At 68.2% G+C, this 18137-nt stretch carries 12 protein-coding genes; 9 read left to right on the top strand and 3 right to left on the bottom strand.

Annotated features, from left to right (window positions below):
• Window positions 1–6: 6 nt before the first annotated feature.
• A complete protein-coding gene (locus NR798_RS20495; RefSeq protein ID WP_375773179.1) occupies window positions 7–792 on the top strand; it encodes an alpha/beta fold hydrolase in 786 nt (261 codons plus the stop codon).
• A gap of 95 nt (window positions 793–887) precedes the next feature.
• Complete coding sequence (locus NR798_RS20490; protein ID WP_375773178.1) at window positions 888–1313, top strand: hypothetical protein; 426 nt, start codon at window positions 888–890, stop codon at window positions 1311–1313.
• A gap of 194 nt (window positions 1314–1507) precedes the next feature.
• Here the strand turns inward: NR798_RS20490 and NR798_RS20485 are convergent, their stop codons facing one another.
• Complete coding sequence (locus NR798_RS20485; RefSeq protein ID WP_375773177.1) at window positions 1508–3952, bottom strand: ELWxxDGT repeat protein; 2445 nt, start codon at window positions 3950–3952, stop codon at window positions 1508–1510.
• A gap of 144 nt (window positions 3953–4096) precedes the next feature.
• Between NR798_RS20485 and NR798_RS20480 the strand changes: the two genes are divergently transcribed.
• The 5 genes from NR798_RS20480 to NR798_RS20460 all read left to right on the top strand — a co-directional run bounded on the left by NR798_RS20480 (window position 4097) and on the right by NR798_RS20460 (window position 12545).
• Window positions 4097–5530 (top strand): DUF4476 domain-containing protein, encoded by a 1434-nt coding sequence (locus NR798_RS20480; RefSeq protein ID WP_375773176.1) that lies wholly within the window; start codon window positions 4097–4099, stop codon window positions 5528–5530.
• Window positions 5531–5704: 174 nt separating this feature from the next.
• Complete coding sequence (locus NR798_RS20475; RefSeq protein ID WP_375773175.1) at window positions 5705–6766, top strand: Rieske 2Fe-2S domain-containing protein; 1062 nt, start codon at window positions 5705–5707, stop codon at window positions 6764–6766.
• 218 nt (window positions 6767–6984) lie between these two features.
• Window positions 6985–8172 carry an efflux RND transporter periplasmic adaptor subunit gene (locus tag NR798_RS20470; RefSeq protein WP_375773174.1) on the top strand — a complete coding sequence of 396 codons (1188 nt, stop codon included), beginning with the start codon at window positions 6985–6987 and terminating at the stop codon, window positions 8170–8172.
• A gap of 12 nt (window positions 8173–8184) precedes the next feature.
• Complete coding sequence (locus tag NR798_RS20465; protein ID WP_375773173.1) at window positions 8185–11346, top strand: efflux RND transporter permease subunit; 3162 nt, start codon at window positions 8185–8187, stop codon at window positions 11344–11346.
• 293 nt (window positions 11347–11639) lie between these two features.
• On the top strand, window positions 11640–12545 hold the full coding sequence (locus tag NR798_RS20460; RefSeq protein ID WP_375773172.1) for a hypothetical protein: 906 nt from the start codon (window positions 11640–11642) through the stop codon (window positions 12543–12545).
• A gap of 62 nt (window positions 12546–12607) precedes the next feature.
• Here NR798_RS20460 and NR798_RS20455 read toward each other — a convergent pair whose 3' ends face one another.
• A complete protein-coding gene (locus NR798_RS20455) occupies window positions 12608–13813 on the bottom strand; it encodes a hypothetical protein (protein WP_375773171.1) in 1206 nt (401 codons plus the stop codon).
• Window positions 13814–13833: 20 nt separating this feature from the next.
• Between NR798_RS20455 and NR798_RS20450 the strand changes: the two genes are divergently transcribed.
• Entirely contained in the window at window positions 13834–14898 is a 1065-nt protein-coding gene (locus tag NR798_RS20450) for a hypothetical protein (protein WP_375773170.1), read from the top strand.
• Between the two features lie 395 nt (window positions 14899–15293).
• Complete coding sequence (locus NR798_RS20445; protein ID WP_375773169.1) at window positions 15294–17084, top strand: hypothetical protein; 1791 nt, start codon at window positions 15294–15296, stop codon at window positions 17082–17084.
• Between the two features lie 80 nt (window positions 17085–17164).
• On the opposite strand, the gene NR798_RS20440 is transcribed toward NR798_RS20445, so the two are convergent.
• Window positions 17165–18097, bottom strand: coding sequence for a hypothetical protein (locus tag NR798_RS20440; RefSeq protein ID WP_375773168.1), 933 nt, complete (start codon window positions 18095–18097; stop codon window positions 17165–17167).
• Window positions 18098–18137 lie beyond the last annotated feature (40 nt).

Genomic DNA, 18137 nt, shown 5'->3' with positions numbered 1-18137 from the left:
GACCCCATGCTCAGCATCACCGTCGACGGCATTCCCCTGCACTACCGGGACGAGGGCCACGGGCTGCCCGTGCTGCTGTTCCACGCGTTCCCGCTGAATGGGGAGGCGTATGACAAGCAATTGAAGGCGCTGTCGGGGCGCTACCGCTTCATCATCCCGGACATCCGGGGCTTCGGGCGGAGCGGGCTCGGCGAGGGCCCCACCGAGATGGCACGCATCGCCCAGGACGCGCTGGCGCTGCTGGACGCGCTGAAGGTGGACTCGGCGGTGGTGGGCGGGGTGTCCATGGGCGGGTACGCCAGCATGGCGCTGCTGCGCGAGGACGCGGGGCGCGTGCGGGGACTGGTGCTGGTGGACACGCAGGCCACGGCGGATGACGAGGCGGGACGCGCGCGGCGCGAGGCCTCGGCCCAGGAGGCCCTGCGGGAGGGCCCCGAGGCCGTGGTGCGAGCGCTGCTGCCGAAGGTGGTGGTGGAGCCGGACTCGGCGGTGGGGCGCGAGGTGGCGGCGATGATGCGGACGGCCACGCCCGCGGGCCTCGCGGCGGCACAGCGCGGCATGGCGCTGCGGCCGGACAGCAAGGACATCCTCGCGCGCTACGCCGGGCCCGCCCTGGTGGTGGTGGGCGAGAAGGATCCGGTGACACCGCTGGAGAAGGCCAGGCAGATGGCGGACCTCATCACCGGGGCCCGGCTGGAGGTCATTCCAGACGCGGCCCATCTGCCCAACCAGGAGCAGCCGGAGAAGTTCAACGCCGTGCTCGACAGCTTCCTGTCGGGGCTAGGGATGTAGCAAAGCCCCTGGCGCCATCAGGCGAGCCGGGGTTTTCTTTTTCCCCTTCACCGGCTCCTCTTGCTTCGAAGGCCTGGAGCGAGGTCCAACCGGATATGCGAATCATTCTTCTGCTTTGCGTTCTTGTTTCTGGCTGCGCGACATCGACGTATTTCAAGCAGAATCCGCCAAACGAAAAGGAAGCTCTCGTCTATTTCATTCGAAAGCGCGCGGAACCCACCGCATGGCAGATCTATGTATTCGTCGACGGCCAGCAAGCAGCTTCGCTCGCCAACGCCTCTTACACCCGCTTCAGCGTCCCAGCCGGTAGACGCTCCATTCGCCTGGAATGGGCATCTTTCATGGCGGGGGGGGCGGACATCAAGAATACCGACTTCGATTTCAGAGGAAATGACTCACGCTACTTCTTGATCGAGGGCTCGACTTCCGTGGGCGCTTACAACTACAGCCAGACAACCCGACTCTCCGAGATTTCTCCAGTGCATGGAGAAATGTTGGTGCGTGAACTCGACAATCAATAGGGGTCTACCGCGAATCACACGAAGTGACAGCGGGAGAGCAGCCAGGCCAGTGGAAATCAGTTCCTTCAGGGAAGGTCCCGGCCGCGCTCGGGAGCAACTGGTCCTACTGTCGGACCAGTCAGCACGCCGCGCGGCCGGAAGGTGCCCTCCGCGTTGCTGCAAGAGCACCCCTGAACGGACTTCCTTCGTCTGGCTTAGGGGCGCTCGAGGGGCGTCAGCGGCAGGGCCCACAGCTCCCGGCCTTCTGCTCCGTCATGGACGAAGAAGAGCCGTCCGTTCACCTCCTCGAAGGCGGCCAGGGGATGGCCGGTGGTGGGGTTCCTCTCGCTGAGCGACAGCAGGGAGTGCACGAGGCCCGTACCCTCCACCGTCCCATCGCTCCGCCACACCTGCCAGCGGTCGCTCGAGGGGTCATGGAGGGTGAGGTAGAGCTGGCCTTGCACGCCCTCCAGGTGTCCGACGACCAGGGGCCGGCTCTTCGCGCCGGGCAGGAGCTCCCGGAGCAGCTGGGTGCCCTCCACCGTCCCATCACTCTTCCACAGGTTGAAGCCATTGCCGGACAGCAGGAAGAGCGTCCCGTTCACCTGCGCGAGTGCACTCGGGCCGCCCACGTGCGCGAAGAGCTCCGGGAGCGGGGCGGTGCCGGCCGTCGTTCCGTCGCTCCGCCACAACTGGTGGAAATCCGCGTCGGTGGTGAGGAAGAAGAGCGCCCCGTTCACCGCCACCATCGACCGGACGGTGGCCCCGTCGGAGGGATACGTGCTCAAGACCTTCACGAGCACCGTGCCGGCCTCCGTGCCATCGCTTCGCCACAGCTCCGTGTGGAAACTGCCGCTACCGACGATGAAGAAGAGGGTCCCGTTCACGACCACCGGGTCGCTGAGCGAACCCCAGGCGGCGGAGTCGAGCCGCTTCACCAGCACCGTGCCGGAAGCCGTGCCGTCGCTCTTCCACAGCTGCGGGTAGAAGCTCGCGGCATCCTTCAAGCCGAAGAAGAGCGTGCCGCCGAAGTCCACCAGCGCGGAGAGGGAGGCGCTCTCGGTGGGGCTGGATTCGCGGACGGCCACGGTGCCAGGGGCCGTGCCGTCGCTCTTCCACAGATTGCTTCCGGCGGTGAAGAAGAGCGTCCCCTTCACGTTCGTCAGGGACGAGGGCCTGCTGCCTGGCGCGGCATGGGGGGGAGCCATGACGAACTCCGTGCCACTCTCCGTGCCGTCGCTCTTCCACAGCCCGAGGCCGCCCTGGCCATCGTCCGCGGTGTAGAAGAGCGTGTTCCCGACGGCCGTCAGCTCGTGCGGATCGGAGCCCTCGCCGCTCGTCACCATGTCCCGCACGAGCCGCGTGCCAGCCGCCGTCCCATCACTCGTCCAGGGCTCGATCCCATGGACGCCGTCATCAGCCCAGAAGAAGAGCGTCCCGTTCAGCTCCACCGGGAGGTACCGGAAAGGGATCAGGCCGCCCGTCACCCGCCGGGTGCCGTCGGCCGTGCCGTCGCTCTTCCAAAGCCCGAACTCATCGCCGCCGCCACAGTGGAGCGTGAAGAACGCCGTCCCCTTCACGGTCGCCAGCGGGCTCATGGCCGAGGAGGAGAAGTCAGGGCACACGTCCATGACGGGCACCGTGCCCTCCACCGTTCCATCGCTCCGCCACAGCGCCATGGCGCCGGTCTCGGGCTGCTTCCGGGTGAAGAGGGCTCCTCCGCTCACGGCCTGCGAGGACGAGACGGTGCCGTCGCGCACCAACTGCACCGTCCCGGCCCTCGTCCCATCACTCACCCACAGGCCATTGGCGTCGCCGCTGGCCGAGGTCCTGACGAAGAAGAAGCGCTCGCCCGAGAGCGCCAGGGAAGCCACGGGGCCTCCCGCGACAGTGTCGGTGCCCTCCACCGTCCCATCGCTCTTCATCAGGTACCAGTCGAGATAGTTCCGGACCCAGAAGAGAACCATCCCGTTCCAGGGCTCCAGCGAGATGGGCTGGAAGGGCTCGTTCGAGATGCGCTCGACGAGCACCGTGCCGGCCTCCGTGCCGTCGCTCTTCCACAGCTCCGTTTGACCCGAGGAGGGAGTGCCGAGGAAGAAGAGCGTGCCGTTCTCGGCCACCAGTTGGTTGGCGAAGGTGTACGTGGTGTCCGAGAGGCTCTTGACGGGGTGCGTGCCGGCCGCCGTGCCGTCGCTCACCCAGAGCGAGCGCTCGGTGAGAAGGAAGAGCCGGTCGCCCAGGGCCGCCATCGCCCGGACCCCGGGCACGAGGCCCACCGTGCCCACCTGCACGCCGTTGCTCTTCCACAAGGTCTCGTGGGTGCTGTCGTAGAAGAACAGCGTGCTGCCCACGGCCGTGAGGAAGTCGAGGTGGGACTGCTCAGCCTCGAAGCGCCGCACGAGCACCGTGCCCGCGTCCGTCCCATTGCTCTTCCACAGCTCCAAACGGTCGAAGTCGTCGAGGACGAAGAAGACCGTGTCCCCGGCGACCGCCACGTGGTCCGCCGTCAGGCCCCGCGCCTTGGGATTGATATCGCGCACCAGGTACGGCTTCTGGGCCTCGGGGGACTCAGGGGCCTGGGGGGCCGGGCATCCGGCGAATAGCCCTGTCAACAGGGCCAGCATCAGGGCCACGGGTCCAACAAATCCGCTCTGCCGCATGTGAACTCCCCCCCTTCGCGCCGCGTTCGCCGGCCCCCTCTACGGTCGCTGGAGGTCAGTGGACTCTGGCGGGTCGGGAGCCCTCGAGCAAGTCCGAACTCTTGCGGCCTCTACGTCCGCGTGAAGACGAAGTAGCTTCCAGACATGAACCTTTCCAGGTGTCTGGCCCTGTGCCTCACGCTCGCCGCGTTGCTGCCCGCGCCCGCTTGGGCGATGGACGGTGCGCTCTTTCAGCAGCTCAAAGCTCGCGTGGACGACGAGCAGCTCTCCGACACGAAGCTCACCCTCCTGAAGACCGCGGCCTCCACCAACACCTTCACCTGCGCGCAGGTGGCGCACCTGATCGAGCAGTTCTCCTTCGGCGAGGACAAGCTCGAGGCGCTCTCGGCGGTCAAGGACCGCATCGAGGATCCGGAGAACAAGCGCACGCTCGTCACCCTCTTCAGCTTCGATGACGAGAAGCAGAAGGCCAAGGCGCTCCTCGCCAACATCCAGAAAGCCGCGCCCGCGGCCACCAGCGCCGCGCCCGCGGCCACCGACAGCGCGTCCAACAGCGTCAGCGCGTCGACCCGGGGCCGCGGCACGGGCGAGATGACTCCGCTGCTGGTGAACCAGGTGGGCGCCTGGCCGGACACGGACGTCCGCGCGCTCGCCGCGGCGCTCCAGAAGGAGGACTTCACCGACGGCAAGATGAACGTGCTCCAGGCAGCCATCTCCAGCCGCCCCGAGGGCTTCACCTCCGCGCAGATCCAGCAGCTCGTCCCGAGCCTCACCTTCAGCGACGACATGGTGCAGGCGGTGAAGATGATGGACGCGCACCTGCTCGGCATGACGTCGCGTGAGGTGCGAGGGGTGCTGGGAACGTACGCCTTCAACGATGACAAGCTGAAGGTGCTGCGCGTGATCAAGGACGCCATCACCGACGCGGAGAACAAGTTCCTCATCCTCGACGAGTTCACCTTCGGGGCCCACAAGGAGGAGGCGCGCAGAATCCTGGAGACCATCAAGCCGCGCAGCCCGGTGTACGGCACCATCCGCAGCAAGCGCGCCATCTTCGTGGTGGACGTCTCCGGCAGCATGGAGGCACGTTTCACCACCAACCGGGGCGAGTCCCTCACCCGGCTCCAGTTCGTGCAGCGCGAGCTGCAGTCCGTGCTGAAGGAGCAGCTCGCGGCGGACGCGAAGTTCAACCTCGTCGTCTTCTCCACGCGTGTGCGGACGTGGAAGCCTCGCCTCGTCGCGGCCACGCCGCGGTCGGTGCAAGAGGCGGTGCAGTACGTGGGCGCGCTTCAGCAGGGGGGTGGCACCAACATCCACGGCGCTCTGGAGCAGGCCTTCGCCGACTCCGAGGTGGACACCGTCTACTTCCTCACCGACGGCATGCCGACGGACGGAAAGAAGAAGGCCCACGCGGAGATCCTCGAGGACGTGGCCGGCTGGAATGCCCAGCGGAAGGTGGTGGTGAACACCGTCGCCTTCCTGATGGGCAGCTTCAACAGTGACAACAAGCCCAGGTCGCGCGAGCTGATGCTGCAACTGGCCAAGGCCACCGGCGGCGTCTACCGCGCCATCGAGTAGGACGCGCTCCCAGAGCGGCTTCCTGACAGCAGCCGAGCATGTCGAGCGCTGGGCGGAGCGCATAGCGGGCGGCGTGAGCCCGGTGGGGTCAGTCCAGACACTGCCCGTCGAGTGGACGGTCTCCTGCCTCGTGCGCAATTTCTCGGGGTCTCCACGCACGAGGTGAATTCAGCCATGGCGCGTACCCTTCGTCTCAATGAGCTCGCAACGGATGTTTATCCAGCCTCGTGGTATGCCGTGGCTCCTGCCCGGAAACTTCCACGGGGTGGAATTATCGAGGCGGATGTCTGCGGGCGCACCCTGGTGCTCTTCCGGACCAAGCGCGGCGAGCTGGGGGCAATGGATCGCTATTGCCCGCACATGGGCGTCTCACTGGCCTGCGGCAAGGTGGAGGGGGAGCGAATCGTCTGCCCCTTCCACGCGTGGGAGTTCTCCACTTCCGGCGATTGCACGACCATCCCCTATCTGAAGGAGGGCGCGAGAATTCCGCCCACGGCGCGCATCCCCACCGTCCCAGTCCTGGAGCACCTCGGGTGGGTCTGGGTGTACCACGGGGACAAGCCCTCCCACGGGCTGCCGGACATGCCGGAGATGAGGGATCCTTCGTGGGGCGTCGTGCACCAGTCGCAGCTCTTCGAGACGCACGCGCTCCACACCTTGGAGAACGGCACGGACGCGGAGCACTTCCGCCACCTCCACCATGTGGACTACACGAAGTACGAGGTGGAGGTGTTCGCGCGCGAGCCACACCGGCTGGCCTTGCACCTGGACCAGCACCTGCGCGATGGGACGAAGCTGCGCACCACCATCAGTTACGTGGGCGCGTCCACCATCTTCGGCGCGCTGTATCAAAACGGGAAGCTCCAGGTGCGCTTCATCGCCGCGCCTCAGCCGCAGGGACCCAAGCGCACCCTCTTCCACCTCATCGTGGCCACCCCGAAGCTCCCCATGCCGCTGCGACCCGTGGACGGACTGTTGCGGCGCTACGTCACCCAGAGGCTCTTCAAGGGCTCCATGGATGACTACCTCCTGGCCTGGAAGGACATGAATCCCTCGCGGCGCCGGGTGTTGTTGGCCGAGGATCGTCTCCAGCAGGAGTTCCGCCGCTACTGGCTGTCCCACATCGAGGGCGTCAGCGGCGCCGCGACAGACGCCACGGAGAGGGTGTCGAAGAATTCGGACGGCCCCCTGGCACCGACGCTCTCCCGGGAAGACACGAGGACGCAGGTTCCCTGAAGAAAGTTCAGCGCTTTCCGTCCTGCGGAGCAGCCCGCTCTGGCATCGACAACGAGTCCGCCAGCCGGGACGGCCTACGCCACGGCTCCCTGCTGGGCAGCGAAGCCGAGGAGCCCCGGCCCGCCCCGTCGCCGGAAACGCGGCCGTCAGAAATTGGACGCGCCCGCGTCATGGGGGACGTTGTATACGCGCCCCATCGCTCCTTCCTCGAGGTCTTCATGTCGTCGCCCCCGCGGCCGTCCCGTCCGGCGCTGCTCGGCTTCCTCTCCGCCGCCGTGCTCGTGCTTGCGTGCAACCCGGGGGCCGCCGCACCGCCCGAGGCGCCCGGCGCCGTCCCCGTCACGGTGGTCACCCTGAAGTCGGAGTCGGTCCTGCTGACGCGCGAGCTGCCTGGCCGCACCAGCGCGTTCCTGGTGGCGGAGGTGCGCCCCCAGGTCAACGGCATCATCGAGCGCCGGCTCTTCACCGAGGGCGGCCTGGTCAAGGCGGGCCAGCCACTCTACCAGCTGAGTGACGCGGCCTACCGCGCGGACCACCTCAGCGCGCAGGCCGCGCTCGACCGCGCGAAGGCCTCCCTGAGCGTGGCGGAGCTGAACGCCAGGCGCTCCACGGAGCTCGCGGAGCAGGCGGTGGTCAGCCCGCAGGACCACGACCGGGCGGTGGTCGCCCTGCGGCAGGCCGAGGCGGACGTGAAGGCCGCGCAGGCCGCGCTGCAGCGCGCGAGCGTGACGCTCGACTACGCCCGCATCGTGTCGCCCATCTCCGGCCGGATCGGCCGCTCGTCCGTCACCCAGGGGGCGCTGGTGACCGCGAACCAGCCCCAGGCCCTCACCTCGGTGCAGCAGCTCGATCCCGTCTATGTGGACCTGACCCAGTCCAGCGGGGAGCTGCTGCGGCTGCGCAAGGAGGTGGCGGCGGGCAGGCTCGAGACCGCCGACGGCACGCCGGTGACCCTCCTGCTCGAGGACGGCAGCCGCTACGCACACGCCGGCAAGCTGACCTTCTCCGATGTCAGCGTGGACCCGAGCACCGGCACCTTCGGGCTGCGCGTGCTCGTGCCCAACCCCGACAACGTCCTGCTCCCGGGCATGTACGTGCGCGCGCAGATCGGCAACGGCGTGCGCGAGCAGGGGCTGCTCGTGCCCCAGCAGGGTGTGGCCCGCGACCCCAAGGGTCACGCCACCGCCCTGGTGGTGGGCAAGGACGGCAAGGTGGAGGCACGGGTGGTCAAGGTCAGCCAGACGGTGGGGGACCGGTGGCTGGTCGAGGAGGGCCTGACCGCGGGGGACCGGGTCATCGTCGAGGGCCTGCAGAAGGTCCAGCCCGGCGCCCAGGTAGAGGTGACGGAGGCCACTCCCGAGGCCGGGGCCGGGGCCCTGACCGTGCCCGCCTCGTCCCAGCACTGACCGGAGCCACCCATGGCACGCTTCTTCATCGACCGTCCCATCTTCGCCTGGGTCCTGGCGATCATCATCATGCTCGCGGGCGCGCTCTCCATCGCGCGGCTGCCCATCTCCCAGTACCCGGCCATCGCACCGCCCACGGTGAGCATCAGCGCCATCTACCCCGGAGCCTCCGCGAAGGCGGTGGAGGACTCGGTGACGCAGGTCATCGAGCAGAACATGAAGGGGCTGGACGGGCTGCTCTACATGTCCGCGACGAGCGAGTCGAACGGGTCCGCCACCATCATCCTGACGTTCCAGCACGGCACCGACCCGGACATCGCCCAGGTGCAGGTGCAGAACAAGCTGCAGCTCGCCACGCCCTCGCTGCCGCAGGTGGTGCAGCAGCAGGGCCTCAGCGTCAGCAAGGCGAGCTCGGGCTTCCTGATGGTGGTGGGCTTCGTCTCCGAGGACGGCAGCATGGGGGGCGACGACATCCAGGACTACGTCGCCGCGAACATGGTGGACCCCATTGCGCGTGTCCCCGGCGTCGGCAGTACCCAGGTGTTCGGCGCGAAGTACGCGATGCGCATCTGGCTGGACCCGAACAAGCTCGCCACCTACCGGCTCACGCCGGGGGACGTCACCTTCGCCATCCGCGCCCAGAACCAGCAGGTGGTGGTGGGCCAGCTGGGCGGCACGCCCGCCGTCCCGGGCCAGCAGCTCAATGCGGCCATCACCGCCCAGGATCGCCTCCAGACGCCGGAGCAGTTCCGCGACATCGTCCTGCGCAGCAACCCGGACGGCTCGGCGCTGCGGCTCGGTGACGTGGCGCGGGTGGAGCTCGGCTCGGAGGACTACAGCGTCATCAGCCGCTACAACGGCAAGCCCGCGACGGGCATCGCCGTGTCGCTCGCCACGGGGGCCAACGCGCTGAGCACCGCGCAGGGGGTGGTCGCGGCGCTCGAGGAGCTCGCGCCGTCGTTCCCCAAGGGCCTCAAGGCGGTGACCCCCTTCGACACCACGCCGTTCGTGCGCGTGGCCATCAAGGGCGTGGTCACGACGCTGCTCGAGGCCATCCTCCTCGTGTTCCTGGTGATGTACCTGTTCCTGCAGAACGTCCGCGCCACCCTCATCCCGACCATCGCGGTGCCGGTGGTGCTGCTGGGCACCTTCGGGGTGCTCTCCGCGCTGGGCTACTCGGTCAACATGCTGACCATGTTCGCCATGGTGCTCGCTATCGGCCTGCTCGTGGACGACGCCATCGTGGTGGTGGAGAACGTGGAGCGCCTGATGAGCGAGGAGGGGCTCTCGCCCGTCGAGGCCACGCGCAAGTCCATGGATCAGATCACCGGCGCGCTGGTCGGCATCGGCCTGGTGCTCTCGGCGGTGTTCGTGCCCATGGCGTTCCTCGGGGGAGTGACCGGCGTCATCTACCGGCAGTTCTCGGTGACCATCGTGGCGTCCATGGCGCTCTCGGTGCTGGTCGCGGTGGTGCTGACGCCGGCGCTGTGCGCGACCATGCTCAAGCCCATCGCCAAGGGACACCACGCGTCCGACACCGGGTTCTTCGGCTGGTTCAACCGCCAGTTCGACCGGGGCAACGCCCGCTACCAGGGGGCGGTGCGGGGCATCCTCTCGCGCAGCCGGCGCTTCATGCTCGCCTTCGCCGCCATGGTGGTGCTCATGGGGGTGCTGTTCGCGCGGCTGCCGACCTCCTTCCTGCCCTCGGAGGACCAGGGCTTCCTCTTCTCCATGGTGCAGACGCCGGTGGGCGCGACGCAGGAGCGCACCATGAAGGTCATCGAGCGGGTGGAGCGGCACTTCCTGGAGAACGAGAAGGCCACCGTGGGCTCGCTGTTCACCGTGCAGGGCTTCAGCTTCGGCGGCAGCGGGCAGAACAACGGCATCGCGTTCATCAACCTCAAGGACTGGTCCGAGCGGAAGTCCCCCGAGCTCGGCGTCAACGCGGTGGCCGGGCGGGCCATGGGGGCGCTGAGCCAGATCAAGGACGCGCTCGCCTTCGCGTTCCCGCCCCCGGCGATGCCCGAGCTCGGCACCTCGACGGGCTTCGTCTTCTACCTCAAGGACAACCTCGGCCTGGGCCACGAGGCGCTCACCGCGGCCCGCAACCAGTTCCTCGGCGCCGCGGCGCAGAGCCCGCTGCTCGCCAACGTGCGCCCCAACGGCCAGGACGACACGCCGCAGTTCCGCGTCGACGTGGACGTGGCGAAGGCCGGCGCGCTCGGGCTGTCCATGGCGGACATCAACGCCACCCTCTCCACGGCGTGGGGCGGCCAGTACATCGACGACTTCATCGACCGTGGCCGCGTCAAGCGCGTGTTCCTCCAGGCGGACGCGCCGTTCCGGATGGCCCCCGAGGACTTCCAGCGCTGGTCGGTGCGCAACCGGCAGGGGGAGATGGTGCCCTTCTCGAGCTTCGCGAGCACGCGGTGGGGGTTCGGCTCGCCCCGGCTCGAGCGCTACAACGGCGTGCCGGCGATGGAGATCATGGGCGAGGCGGCCCCGGGGGTGAGCTCCGGTGACGCCATGGCGGAAGTGGAGCGGCTGGTGGCGCGGCTCCCGCGGGGCGTGGCGCTCGAGTGGACGGGGCAGTCGTACCAGGAGCGCGCGGCGGGTGCCCAGACGCCGCTGCTCTACTCGCTCTCGCTGCTCATCGTGTTCCTCTGCCTGGCGGCCATGTACGAGAGCTGGACCATCCCGACGGCGGTGCTGATGGTGGCGCCGCTGGGCATCCTCGGCACGGTGCTGGCGAGCGCGATGCGGGGGATGGAGCGCGACATCTACTTCCAGGTGGCGCTGCTGACCACGGTGGGCCTGTCGAGCAAGAACGCCATCCTCATCGTCGAGTTCGCGAAGGAGAACTTCGAGAAGGGGATGGAGCTGACGGAGGCCACGCTGGCCGCGGTGCGGGCGCGCCTGAGGCCCATCTTGATGACCTCGCTGGCCTTCGGGCTCGGCGTGCTGCCGCTGGCGCTGGCCACCGGCGCGGGCTCGGGCGCACAGCGGGCCATCGGCACGGGGGTGCTCGGCGGCATGATGGTGGGCACGCTGCTCGGCATCTTCTTCGTGCCCCTGTTCTTCGTGGTGGTGCAGCGCGTGTTCGGCCGGCGCAGGGTCACCGAGCCGGCAGCCGCGCTCCCGGAGAGCCCCAGCGCGCCGGACCTGGCGGGGTGAGCCACCCGTAGGAGCCTCGGCCGGGCACGGCTGGCACACGTGGCCCAGGCACACGTGGCACGGGCCCGGCCTGTGCCGGCACGCCTGGCCGGGCACTCGCGCGTGCCGCCCGAGCCCCACCTCCACCGCCGGAGCGCATGGGCTCCAAGGGGGGCTTTCTAGAGGGAAAAGGCCCCTGATGGGCGCACCGCCATCGCCCGCTCCGGACACGCGCGTGGGGGCTGGCACGCGCTTTGGAATGGGTCTCCGCATCCACAGCAGATGCAGGCCCAACCCAACAAGGAGCCAAGAACATGTTCGCGAAATTCGCCAAGACCCTCTCGCTGTCCGCCCTGATGACGCTTCCCCTCATCGCGTGCGGCGGTGGCCTGGAAGAGCCCGCCGTGGACGAGAGCCTGAGCCAGCTCGGGGAGAGCCAGGCGGCCTTCACGGGTAACTGGAACTACTCCTGGGGTGACACCACGACCAGCTCGGTGGACATCGGGACGTCGGTGGGCCGGACGTGCTTCCTGACGGGCATCGGCGGCCACATGCGGCCGCTGGGCGCCTACCTCTACTCCGGCGGCACCTACCCGGCCCGGGCCGGCGTGCGCAAGGCGGCCAACGGCAACTACGAGCTCTACGTCCAGCCCGAGGCCGGCAAGCACCTCATCGCCTATGCGCGCTGCGTGAACAGCGCGGCCGGCCGCATCGAGGTCTCCTGGAGCACCGGTGAACAGGCGTACTACGGCGACAAGGTCATCGCCGCCGCGGCCAGCAACCGGCAGTGCTTCCTGAAGGACATCACGAACTTCGCCGTGCCGCTCAAGGACAGCTCGGGCGCGATCTACTCGTACTCGTGGGCGTTCGACGACAAGGCCAATCCGGACGAGGTGCGCGTCCTCAACGACGGCTCCTACTGGAAGCTCACCATCAAGGGCGGCGCCCACACGTATCCGGTGAACATCCACGCGTCGGCCGTCTGCCTCGACATCAACGAGTTCGACGGAGCCTGGACGTGGAAGGCGGCGGACCCGGGCACCGCGCAGATCAACCTCACCAGCGTGAGCGGCGCCACCTGCGGCCTCACCGGCATCAACGGCCACTTCGACGCGGCCCTGGGTGATTGGAGCGACGGCGTCTCCATCACCACCTCGGGCAGCCAGTTCGTGATGAACATGGAGAACGGCAAGCGCGGCTGGGCCGCCTGCATGAAGTGACCGGCCCCGCCGTTCCTCAGGTGCCCGCGATGTGCCCCTCCGGCGTCTCGAGCCGGAGCATCTCAGATGCAGCGCTGGCCGTCGCAGGCGTAGCCAGCGCGGCAATCCAGCGACGTGCGGCATTCACTGGGGCAGTAGCCGCGGTTCGGGTTGCAGCGGTATTCACCGCAATCGTAGGTCGCGCGATCCCACCACACCATGCCGTTGAGATCCTCGGTGCAGTGCTGGGTGAAGGGCACGCACTTGCCATTGTGACACATGTCGCCGCCCGTGCAGTTCGCGTCGCTCGTGCAGCTCGGATAGGAGCAGCTCCCCACGGAGCTGGCCGGCTGGGAGGGCGTAACCGACGCGTGGTGCGTCTCGCCGCTCATCCAGTAGATGGTGCCGCCGAAGACCATGGAGCAAAGGCCCGTCGTGACGTCGCACGCGGCTCCATTCGCGCAGTCCATGCTCGTCGTGCAGCTCCGCTTGCAGTGCCCGTCGCTCCCGCACGCGTAGTAGTTGCAGGCCACGCTGTCGCCGCCGCTGTTGTAGGAGATGCCGTTGACGCACCAGGAATTGAGGGGGTTGATGGTGCAAACGCCGTTGTTGCACCACTCCCCGGCGGAGCAGGCCGACTGGGGGCAGAGCCTGCGGCGGCACGTGGAGGCGAGCTCGACGGCCGTCGCCCCGGTCACCGACGCATTGGGGTAGTCGTTGCGCTCCCAGGCATTGAAGTAGGCGGGCTGGGTGGTGGGGCTGCTGGTGAACGTGCCATTGTCGGCGCCGGCCCAGTAACTGCGTACCGCTCCCGACCAGGTGCTGGTGCACATCGGGATGGGCCGCCCTCCGATGATGACGGTCTGCCAGAGGCGGCAGTACGACCCGAGGCTGGTGGCGTCGTTCGAGGCGAGGGTCCTGGCGAAGCAGATGCGGTTACCGGTCTGCGCGGCTCCGTCATGAAGCCACAAGCTCGCGCCCGCACACTCGGAGTCGGCGGAGATCGCCTGCTCCACCTGCCCAAGGTGCTCGCCGCCCGCGCCGAGCTGGCCGGTCATCGCGCTGCCGTTCGCGAGCGCCTCGCGCGCCGCGAGCACCCGGTCCGACTCCGCCTGCGTCATGGTGCGGGTCCGCACCACCTCCCGCCCCTCCGCGTCCACCGTGACGAGGGTCTCGGTGATCAACGTGCCGTCGGCCTCTCCCGCGGTCTCCCCACCCAGATCCTCCTCCGGCACACAACCGCCAGCAACGAGCGCTACAAGTCCGAACACCACGAGCATCTTATCCATGGATTCCCTCTTTCTCCCAGATGACACTGACATTGCCGGGCAAGAGAGAAAAAGACAACGCCTTCACTCAGATTTCGAAGCGGTACGAGCTCGGCTCGCCCGTGGAATTTTCGCGTCGCGCGTGCGTCCCGAGCTTCATGCTCTTCCCGCTCACACTCGTCGTGGCCGCCGCCAGCGCGGACCTGTCCACGCAACAGCTCCTGGAGTTGCAACGGGTTCGTGAGCGCGTCAGCCAGCATGTCCGCACGGTCTGCGGCGACGCGTCGTGCGTGCGCTGGGATGCGATGCACCGGGCGTGGCGTTTCGCGCGCAGCGGCACCCTGACGAGCGCCTTGCCCGGCGACGGCCGGCTCGATCCTTCCGGCAACGCATGGACCGACGCGAAGCTGGTCCACTTCTTCCCCGAGCTCGCCCCGGAGGAGCTGGCGCTGAACGCGATGTCCCGCCCGGTCTCCGCCCTTTGGATGGCGCTCGTCCGGTGGTTGGCCGAGGAGCCGCGGCGGCTGGAGGCGTACGGGCCGCGGATGTGGAGCGGGTTTCTCGCCACGCACCGCCAGCTGCCGCAGCTCGCGGCACGCTCGCCCTGGGGGCGGCCCTACGCTTTCGAGGATCTCGTGTACCTCGGCATGACCGCCGACGCGCTGCGGACGGCCGTGACGATCCTCCGCTGCGAGACGCCGGTGGCGAAGGCGATCGAAACCCAGAGGGCCGGAAAGGAAGTCACGGCCGACCTGTTCACGCGCTGGTCCAACTCCGGCACCCTCGCGAAGGAATGGCTCGTCGACGCCTGGGGCACGCCCCTCCGGCTGCACCGGCTTGGCCCCGGAAGCGGCGAGCTCCGGATGGGCGTCAGCCCCACCGCGACCCACCTCTCGGAGGCCGACACCTTGCGCGAGTGGCAGGCCATGTCCGCGGGTCCGGACCGGAAGCACGGCAGTGCGGATGACATCGGGTGCGGCCATGCGCTTCGGGTCGAAGGACCCGCCAGACTGACGCCGTATGGCCACCGGCCCACGCCCAGCGGCCCTTATGACCAGGCCATCGACGAAGCGCTGCGCCAGAGCGAGAGCCAGAACGAAGGTTGAACCCACTCAGACAACGCACGCGTCTCGTAGGTCCGGAGTGGGTGATCCCAGTCCTGATTCAGGAGCAAGACCGCTCGGAAAATGCCGTCGGGGGTGGACCCGGCAAGGACCACGGCACGCAGGGCGGACGTGGACCCGCTGTTGCCCGGCGGGCTACAGGCGAGGACCGGCTCCTCCACGGCCTGTAACCCGCCAGGCTACAGCACGGCGCACCACCCGGAATCCCGCCCGGTTGCCGCCAATGATTGACGTGCCAGAGAGGCCATTCCCTGTCATCTGTAGCTCCTGGAACAACAAAATAAACGGGATATACAGCCTTTCCCAATACGTCAATTCTTGATATGGATTGAGCCGGTCTCAAGAACCAGGGGTCACACATGAGGCAGGGCAAGAACATGACGAAGAGGCGCTTGGGGACACTGGCGGGAACCCTGCTGGTGGGATGGCTGACGAGCGGTTGCGGTGCGGAACCGGCGCAGGAGCAGCTGGCGGCCCAGGAGCAGCCACTCGCGGAGGCGCCGGCGGCTCAGCGTGCCCCCGTGCTGGAGAACCTGGAGTTCATCCCGTCCGAGATGCCCTCCGCCGCCACTCCCGGCCTGCTGCGCGCGAGGCTGGCCGAGGGTGAGAAGGCCACGCAAATCCTGCTCACGGGCGACGATGGCAAGGAGCTGGCCCTGAGCGATGACGGCCTCAATGGAGACGAGAAGGCCGGCGACGGCCTCTTCTCCGGCCCCGGCATCGTGAACCTCGACGAGCACCTCAAGACGCAGGAGCGCATCGCCACCTTCCAGAAGGAGTCCACCGAGCCGCTCACCGTCGCCACCTTCGCTGACCGCGAGCTGGTGAGGGAGACCGCGCTGGTGCCGCTGCCGTCGGACATCTTCGCGCCGGGCCGGCCCATTCCCATCTTTCCCTCGCCCATCTCCCGGGCCGTCGTTCCCAACAAGTCCCTCATCATCACCCACCCTTCCGTCGTGGGAGATCCCACCCGCACCTATGATCCGTGCACCAACACGGGCAACCCCAGCGGCGTGTGGACGTTCAAGCACCTGATGACGGAGATGGCCAACACCGCGGCCCCCGCGCCGGCCTTCACCGAGCGCTGGCTGCGGCAGTGGTTGACCACCCAGACCGTGAACGGGCGGCCCGTGCCGGCCCGCTCGGCCATGGCCACGCAGATCCTCAACGCCTGGCCGCGGCTGAGCACCGGTGAGCTGGACCTGAACCGCACCCCCTTCAAGCTGGTGGCCATCGTCAACCGGCTGGACCTGGGCCGGGGCAACGGCGGCCCGTACGGCACCAGCGGCGCGGGCGAGCTGCGCTTCGTCTTCTCGGTGATGAACTCGACGACGTGCGTGCGCCCCTACAACGGCTTCCTCGTCATCTTCGAGTACGGCGTGCCGCAGAACCAGTGCTTGCAGGTGAAGTCGTGGGCGCAGGCGTGGCTCGGCCTGTCCAACCCGCTGCTGGCCCTGGGCAGCGCCGCCTACAACACGCAGCTGCAGAACCTCACCCAGCAGGTGGTGATGCGCAACATGGCGCCGGGCAAGCCCAACGGCAGCGCCATCAACCAGGTGCGCACCAACGAGATCATGCTCACCACCCCCTGGTGGGAGATGCGTGAGTTCCGCCTCTTCTCCACGGCGGCCAACCCGCGCAACTTCACCACCTCCGCGGCGCCGGGCCACCTGAGCGAGCACATCACCGTGCGTACGCCCTTCGATCAGTTCAACAACACCACCACGCTCACCAGCTTCCTGACCACCAACAACACGGCCATCCTCAACGGCACCCACGACGTGCCCCTGGACTACGGCGCCACCCTCAACTTCCTGGGGGCCTTCCCGCAGATGCCCACGGCCAGCTTCATCTGGAACGCGCCCAGCCTGAGCACGGTGCCCAACGGCTTCAACGCGCGTCACAAGTTCTCGCTCAATACCTGCAACGGCTGCCACGCGGGCGAGACGCGCACCAACTTCACGCACGTGGGCGCCACCGGCGGCCTCTCGCCCTTCCTGGCCGCGGGCATGACCAACGTGAACAACCCCTACACCGTCACGGACCCGGTGAGCGGCCAGGTGCGCAGCTTCTTCGAGATGCGTGAGCGCGCCCAGCACCTGGACAGCGCGGCCAATCAGTCGTGCTTGATCCGCCGCTTCGACCTGCCGGTGGCCTTCGCCCACTGAGTCCGCGTCTGGCGAGCCGGCCCGTCCACCCGGGCCGGCTCCGCTAGACTGACGACGGCGCTCTCATCCAACGCGTTCACTCACTTCCCGGGGCCTGGCAGCAGTGCCTCCTGGGCCGTGGGTTCCCGCGATAGCTCCGACCAGAACACCTTCCACGAGACCGCGTCCGTCCACGCGGCCTCGGGTTGAGGAGCCCGAGCGGGCGCCACGTCCCACTGCAGGTGCAGCCCGCCTCCCCAGATGAACCCGCCCAGGGCCAGGTGGGCCGCCTGCTCTCCCAGGGAGACCTTGTTCCTGAACTCGTGGGCTCGCCACATGCGGAAGCGGCGGCCCTTCAGCCCGCGGACGGTGAAGTGGGTCAGCAGGGAGCGCTTCCCCTGCACCCCGGGAGGCATGTGGACGGAGAAGTCCGCGCGCCCCACCTCTCCCGCCTGGAGCTTCACCTGGAGCCGCCCGGGGGCCTTCAAGCGGATGCCGGACACCTCGTACTCCTGGAGGAGTTGGATGACGACCTCTCGCGGTCCGCTCCAGCAATTCTCGAGGTAGATCGTCACGGGGACGTTGCTCCCGGACGACACGACACGCGGAGTCGCCAGGGAGATGTGGATGCCCTCGAACTCGAACACCGGATGCAGGTCCCGCTGGGACATGAGCACGTGCGGAAACCTGCCCTCGTGCCGCGAGCTGATCCACAGCCCGGCCAGGAGCGCCACCACGATGGCCGCGCATACGTACATCGGGACGGAGTTCGACATCCCCGAGCCCAACCATGCCAGCCCGGCCATTCCCAGCGCGAAGAGGCTGAAGGTCGAGGCATGCTTGAGGAAGAGGTAGGTGTCCCGCCAGGCCGCGAAGCCCACCCAGGCGATCGCGGCCAGGATCAGCAGCAGCAGGACCCCCACGACATCCCATGAAGTGGCAGGCTCGAAGGCGACAGCGGCAAGGGGCAGGGCCACCAGCCCCGCGAAGAGGGCTCCCACGTTGAGCGCGGCGGCTTGTTCTCGGTACGCCATGGCGCGCAAGGCTACATCCTGCTCGAGCTCCCAGCACCCT

Source organism: Archangium gephyra (assembly GCF_042230915.1).
GTDB classification, from domain to species: Bacteria; Myxococcota; Myxococcia; order Myxococcales; family Myxococcaceae; genus Archangium; species Archangium gephyra_B.
The sequence above is the reverse complement of the archived record's forward strand: the minus strand, read 5'-3'. Positions and strand labels throughout refer to the sequence as shown.

What these genes read in the sequence shown, in the direction of transcription:
- NR798_RS20495 (WP_375773179.1), top strand. Translation starts at nt 7, where the DNA reads ATGCTCAGCATCACCGTCGACGGCATTCCCCTGCACTACCGGGACGAG.
- NR798_RS20490 (WP_375773178.1), top strand. Translation starts at nt 888, where the DNA reads ATGCGAATCATTCTTCTGCTTTGCGTTCTTGTTTCTGGCTGCGCGACA.
- NR798_RS20485 (WP_375773177.1), bottom strand. Translation starts at nt 3,952, where the DNA reads ATGCGGCAGAGCGGATTTGTTGGACCCGTGGCCCTGATGCTGGCCCTG.
- NR798_RS20480 (WP_375773176.1), top strand. Translation starts at nt 4,097, where the DNA reads ATGAACCTTTCCAGGTGTCTGGCCCTGTGCCTCACGCTCGCCGCGTTG.
- NR798_RS20475 (WP_375773175.1), top strand. Translation starts at nt 5,705, where the DNA reads ATGGCGCGTACCCTTCGTCTCAATGAGCTCGCAACGGATGTTTATCCA.
- NR798_RS20470 (WP_375773174.1), top strand. Translation starts at nt 6,985, where the DNA reads ATGTCGTCGCCCCCGCGGCCGTCCCGTCCGGCGCTGCTCGGCTTCCTC.
- NR798_RS20465 (WP_375773173.1), top strand. Translation starts at nt 8,185, where the DNA reads ATGGCACGCTTCTTCATCGACCGTCCCATCTTCGCCTGGGTCCTGGCG.
- NR798_RS20460 (WP_375773172.1), top strand. Translation starts at nt 11,640, where the DNA reads ATGTTCGCGAAATTCGCCAAGACCCTCTCGCTGTCCGCCCTGATGACG.
- NR798_RS20455 (WP_375773171.1), bottom strand. Translation starts at nt 13,813, where the DNA reads ATGGATAAGATGCTCGTGGTGTTCGGACTTGTAGCGCTCGTTGCTGGC.
- NR798_RS20450 (WP_375773170.1), top strand. Translation starts at nt 13,834, where the DNA reads ATGACACTGACATTGCCGGGCAAGAGAGAAAAAGACAACGCCTTCACT.
- NR798_RS20445 (WP_375773169.1), top strand. Translation starts at nt 15,294, where the DNA reads ATGACGAAGAGGCGCTTGGGGACACTGGCGGGAACCCTGCTGGTGGGA.
- NR798_RS20440 (WP_375773168.1), bottom strand. Translation starts at nt 18,097, where the DNA reads ATGGCGTACCGAGAACAAGCCGCCGCGCTCAACGTGGGAGCCCTCTTC.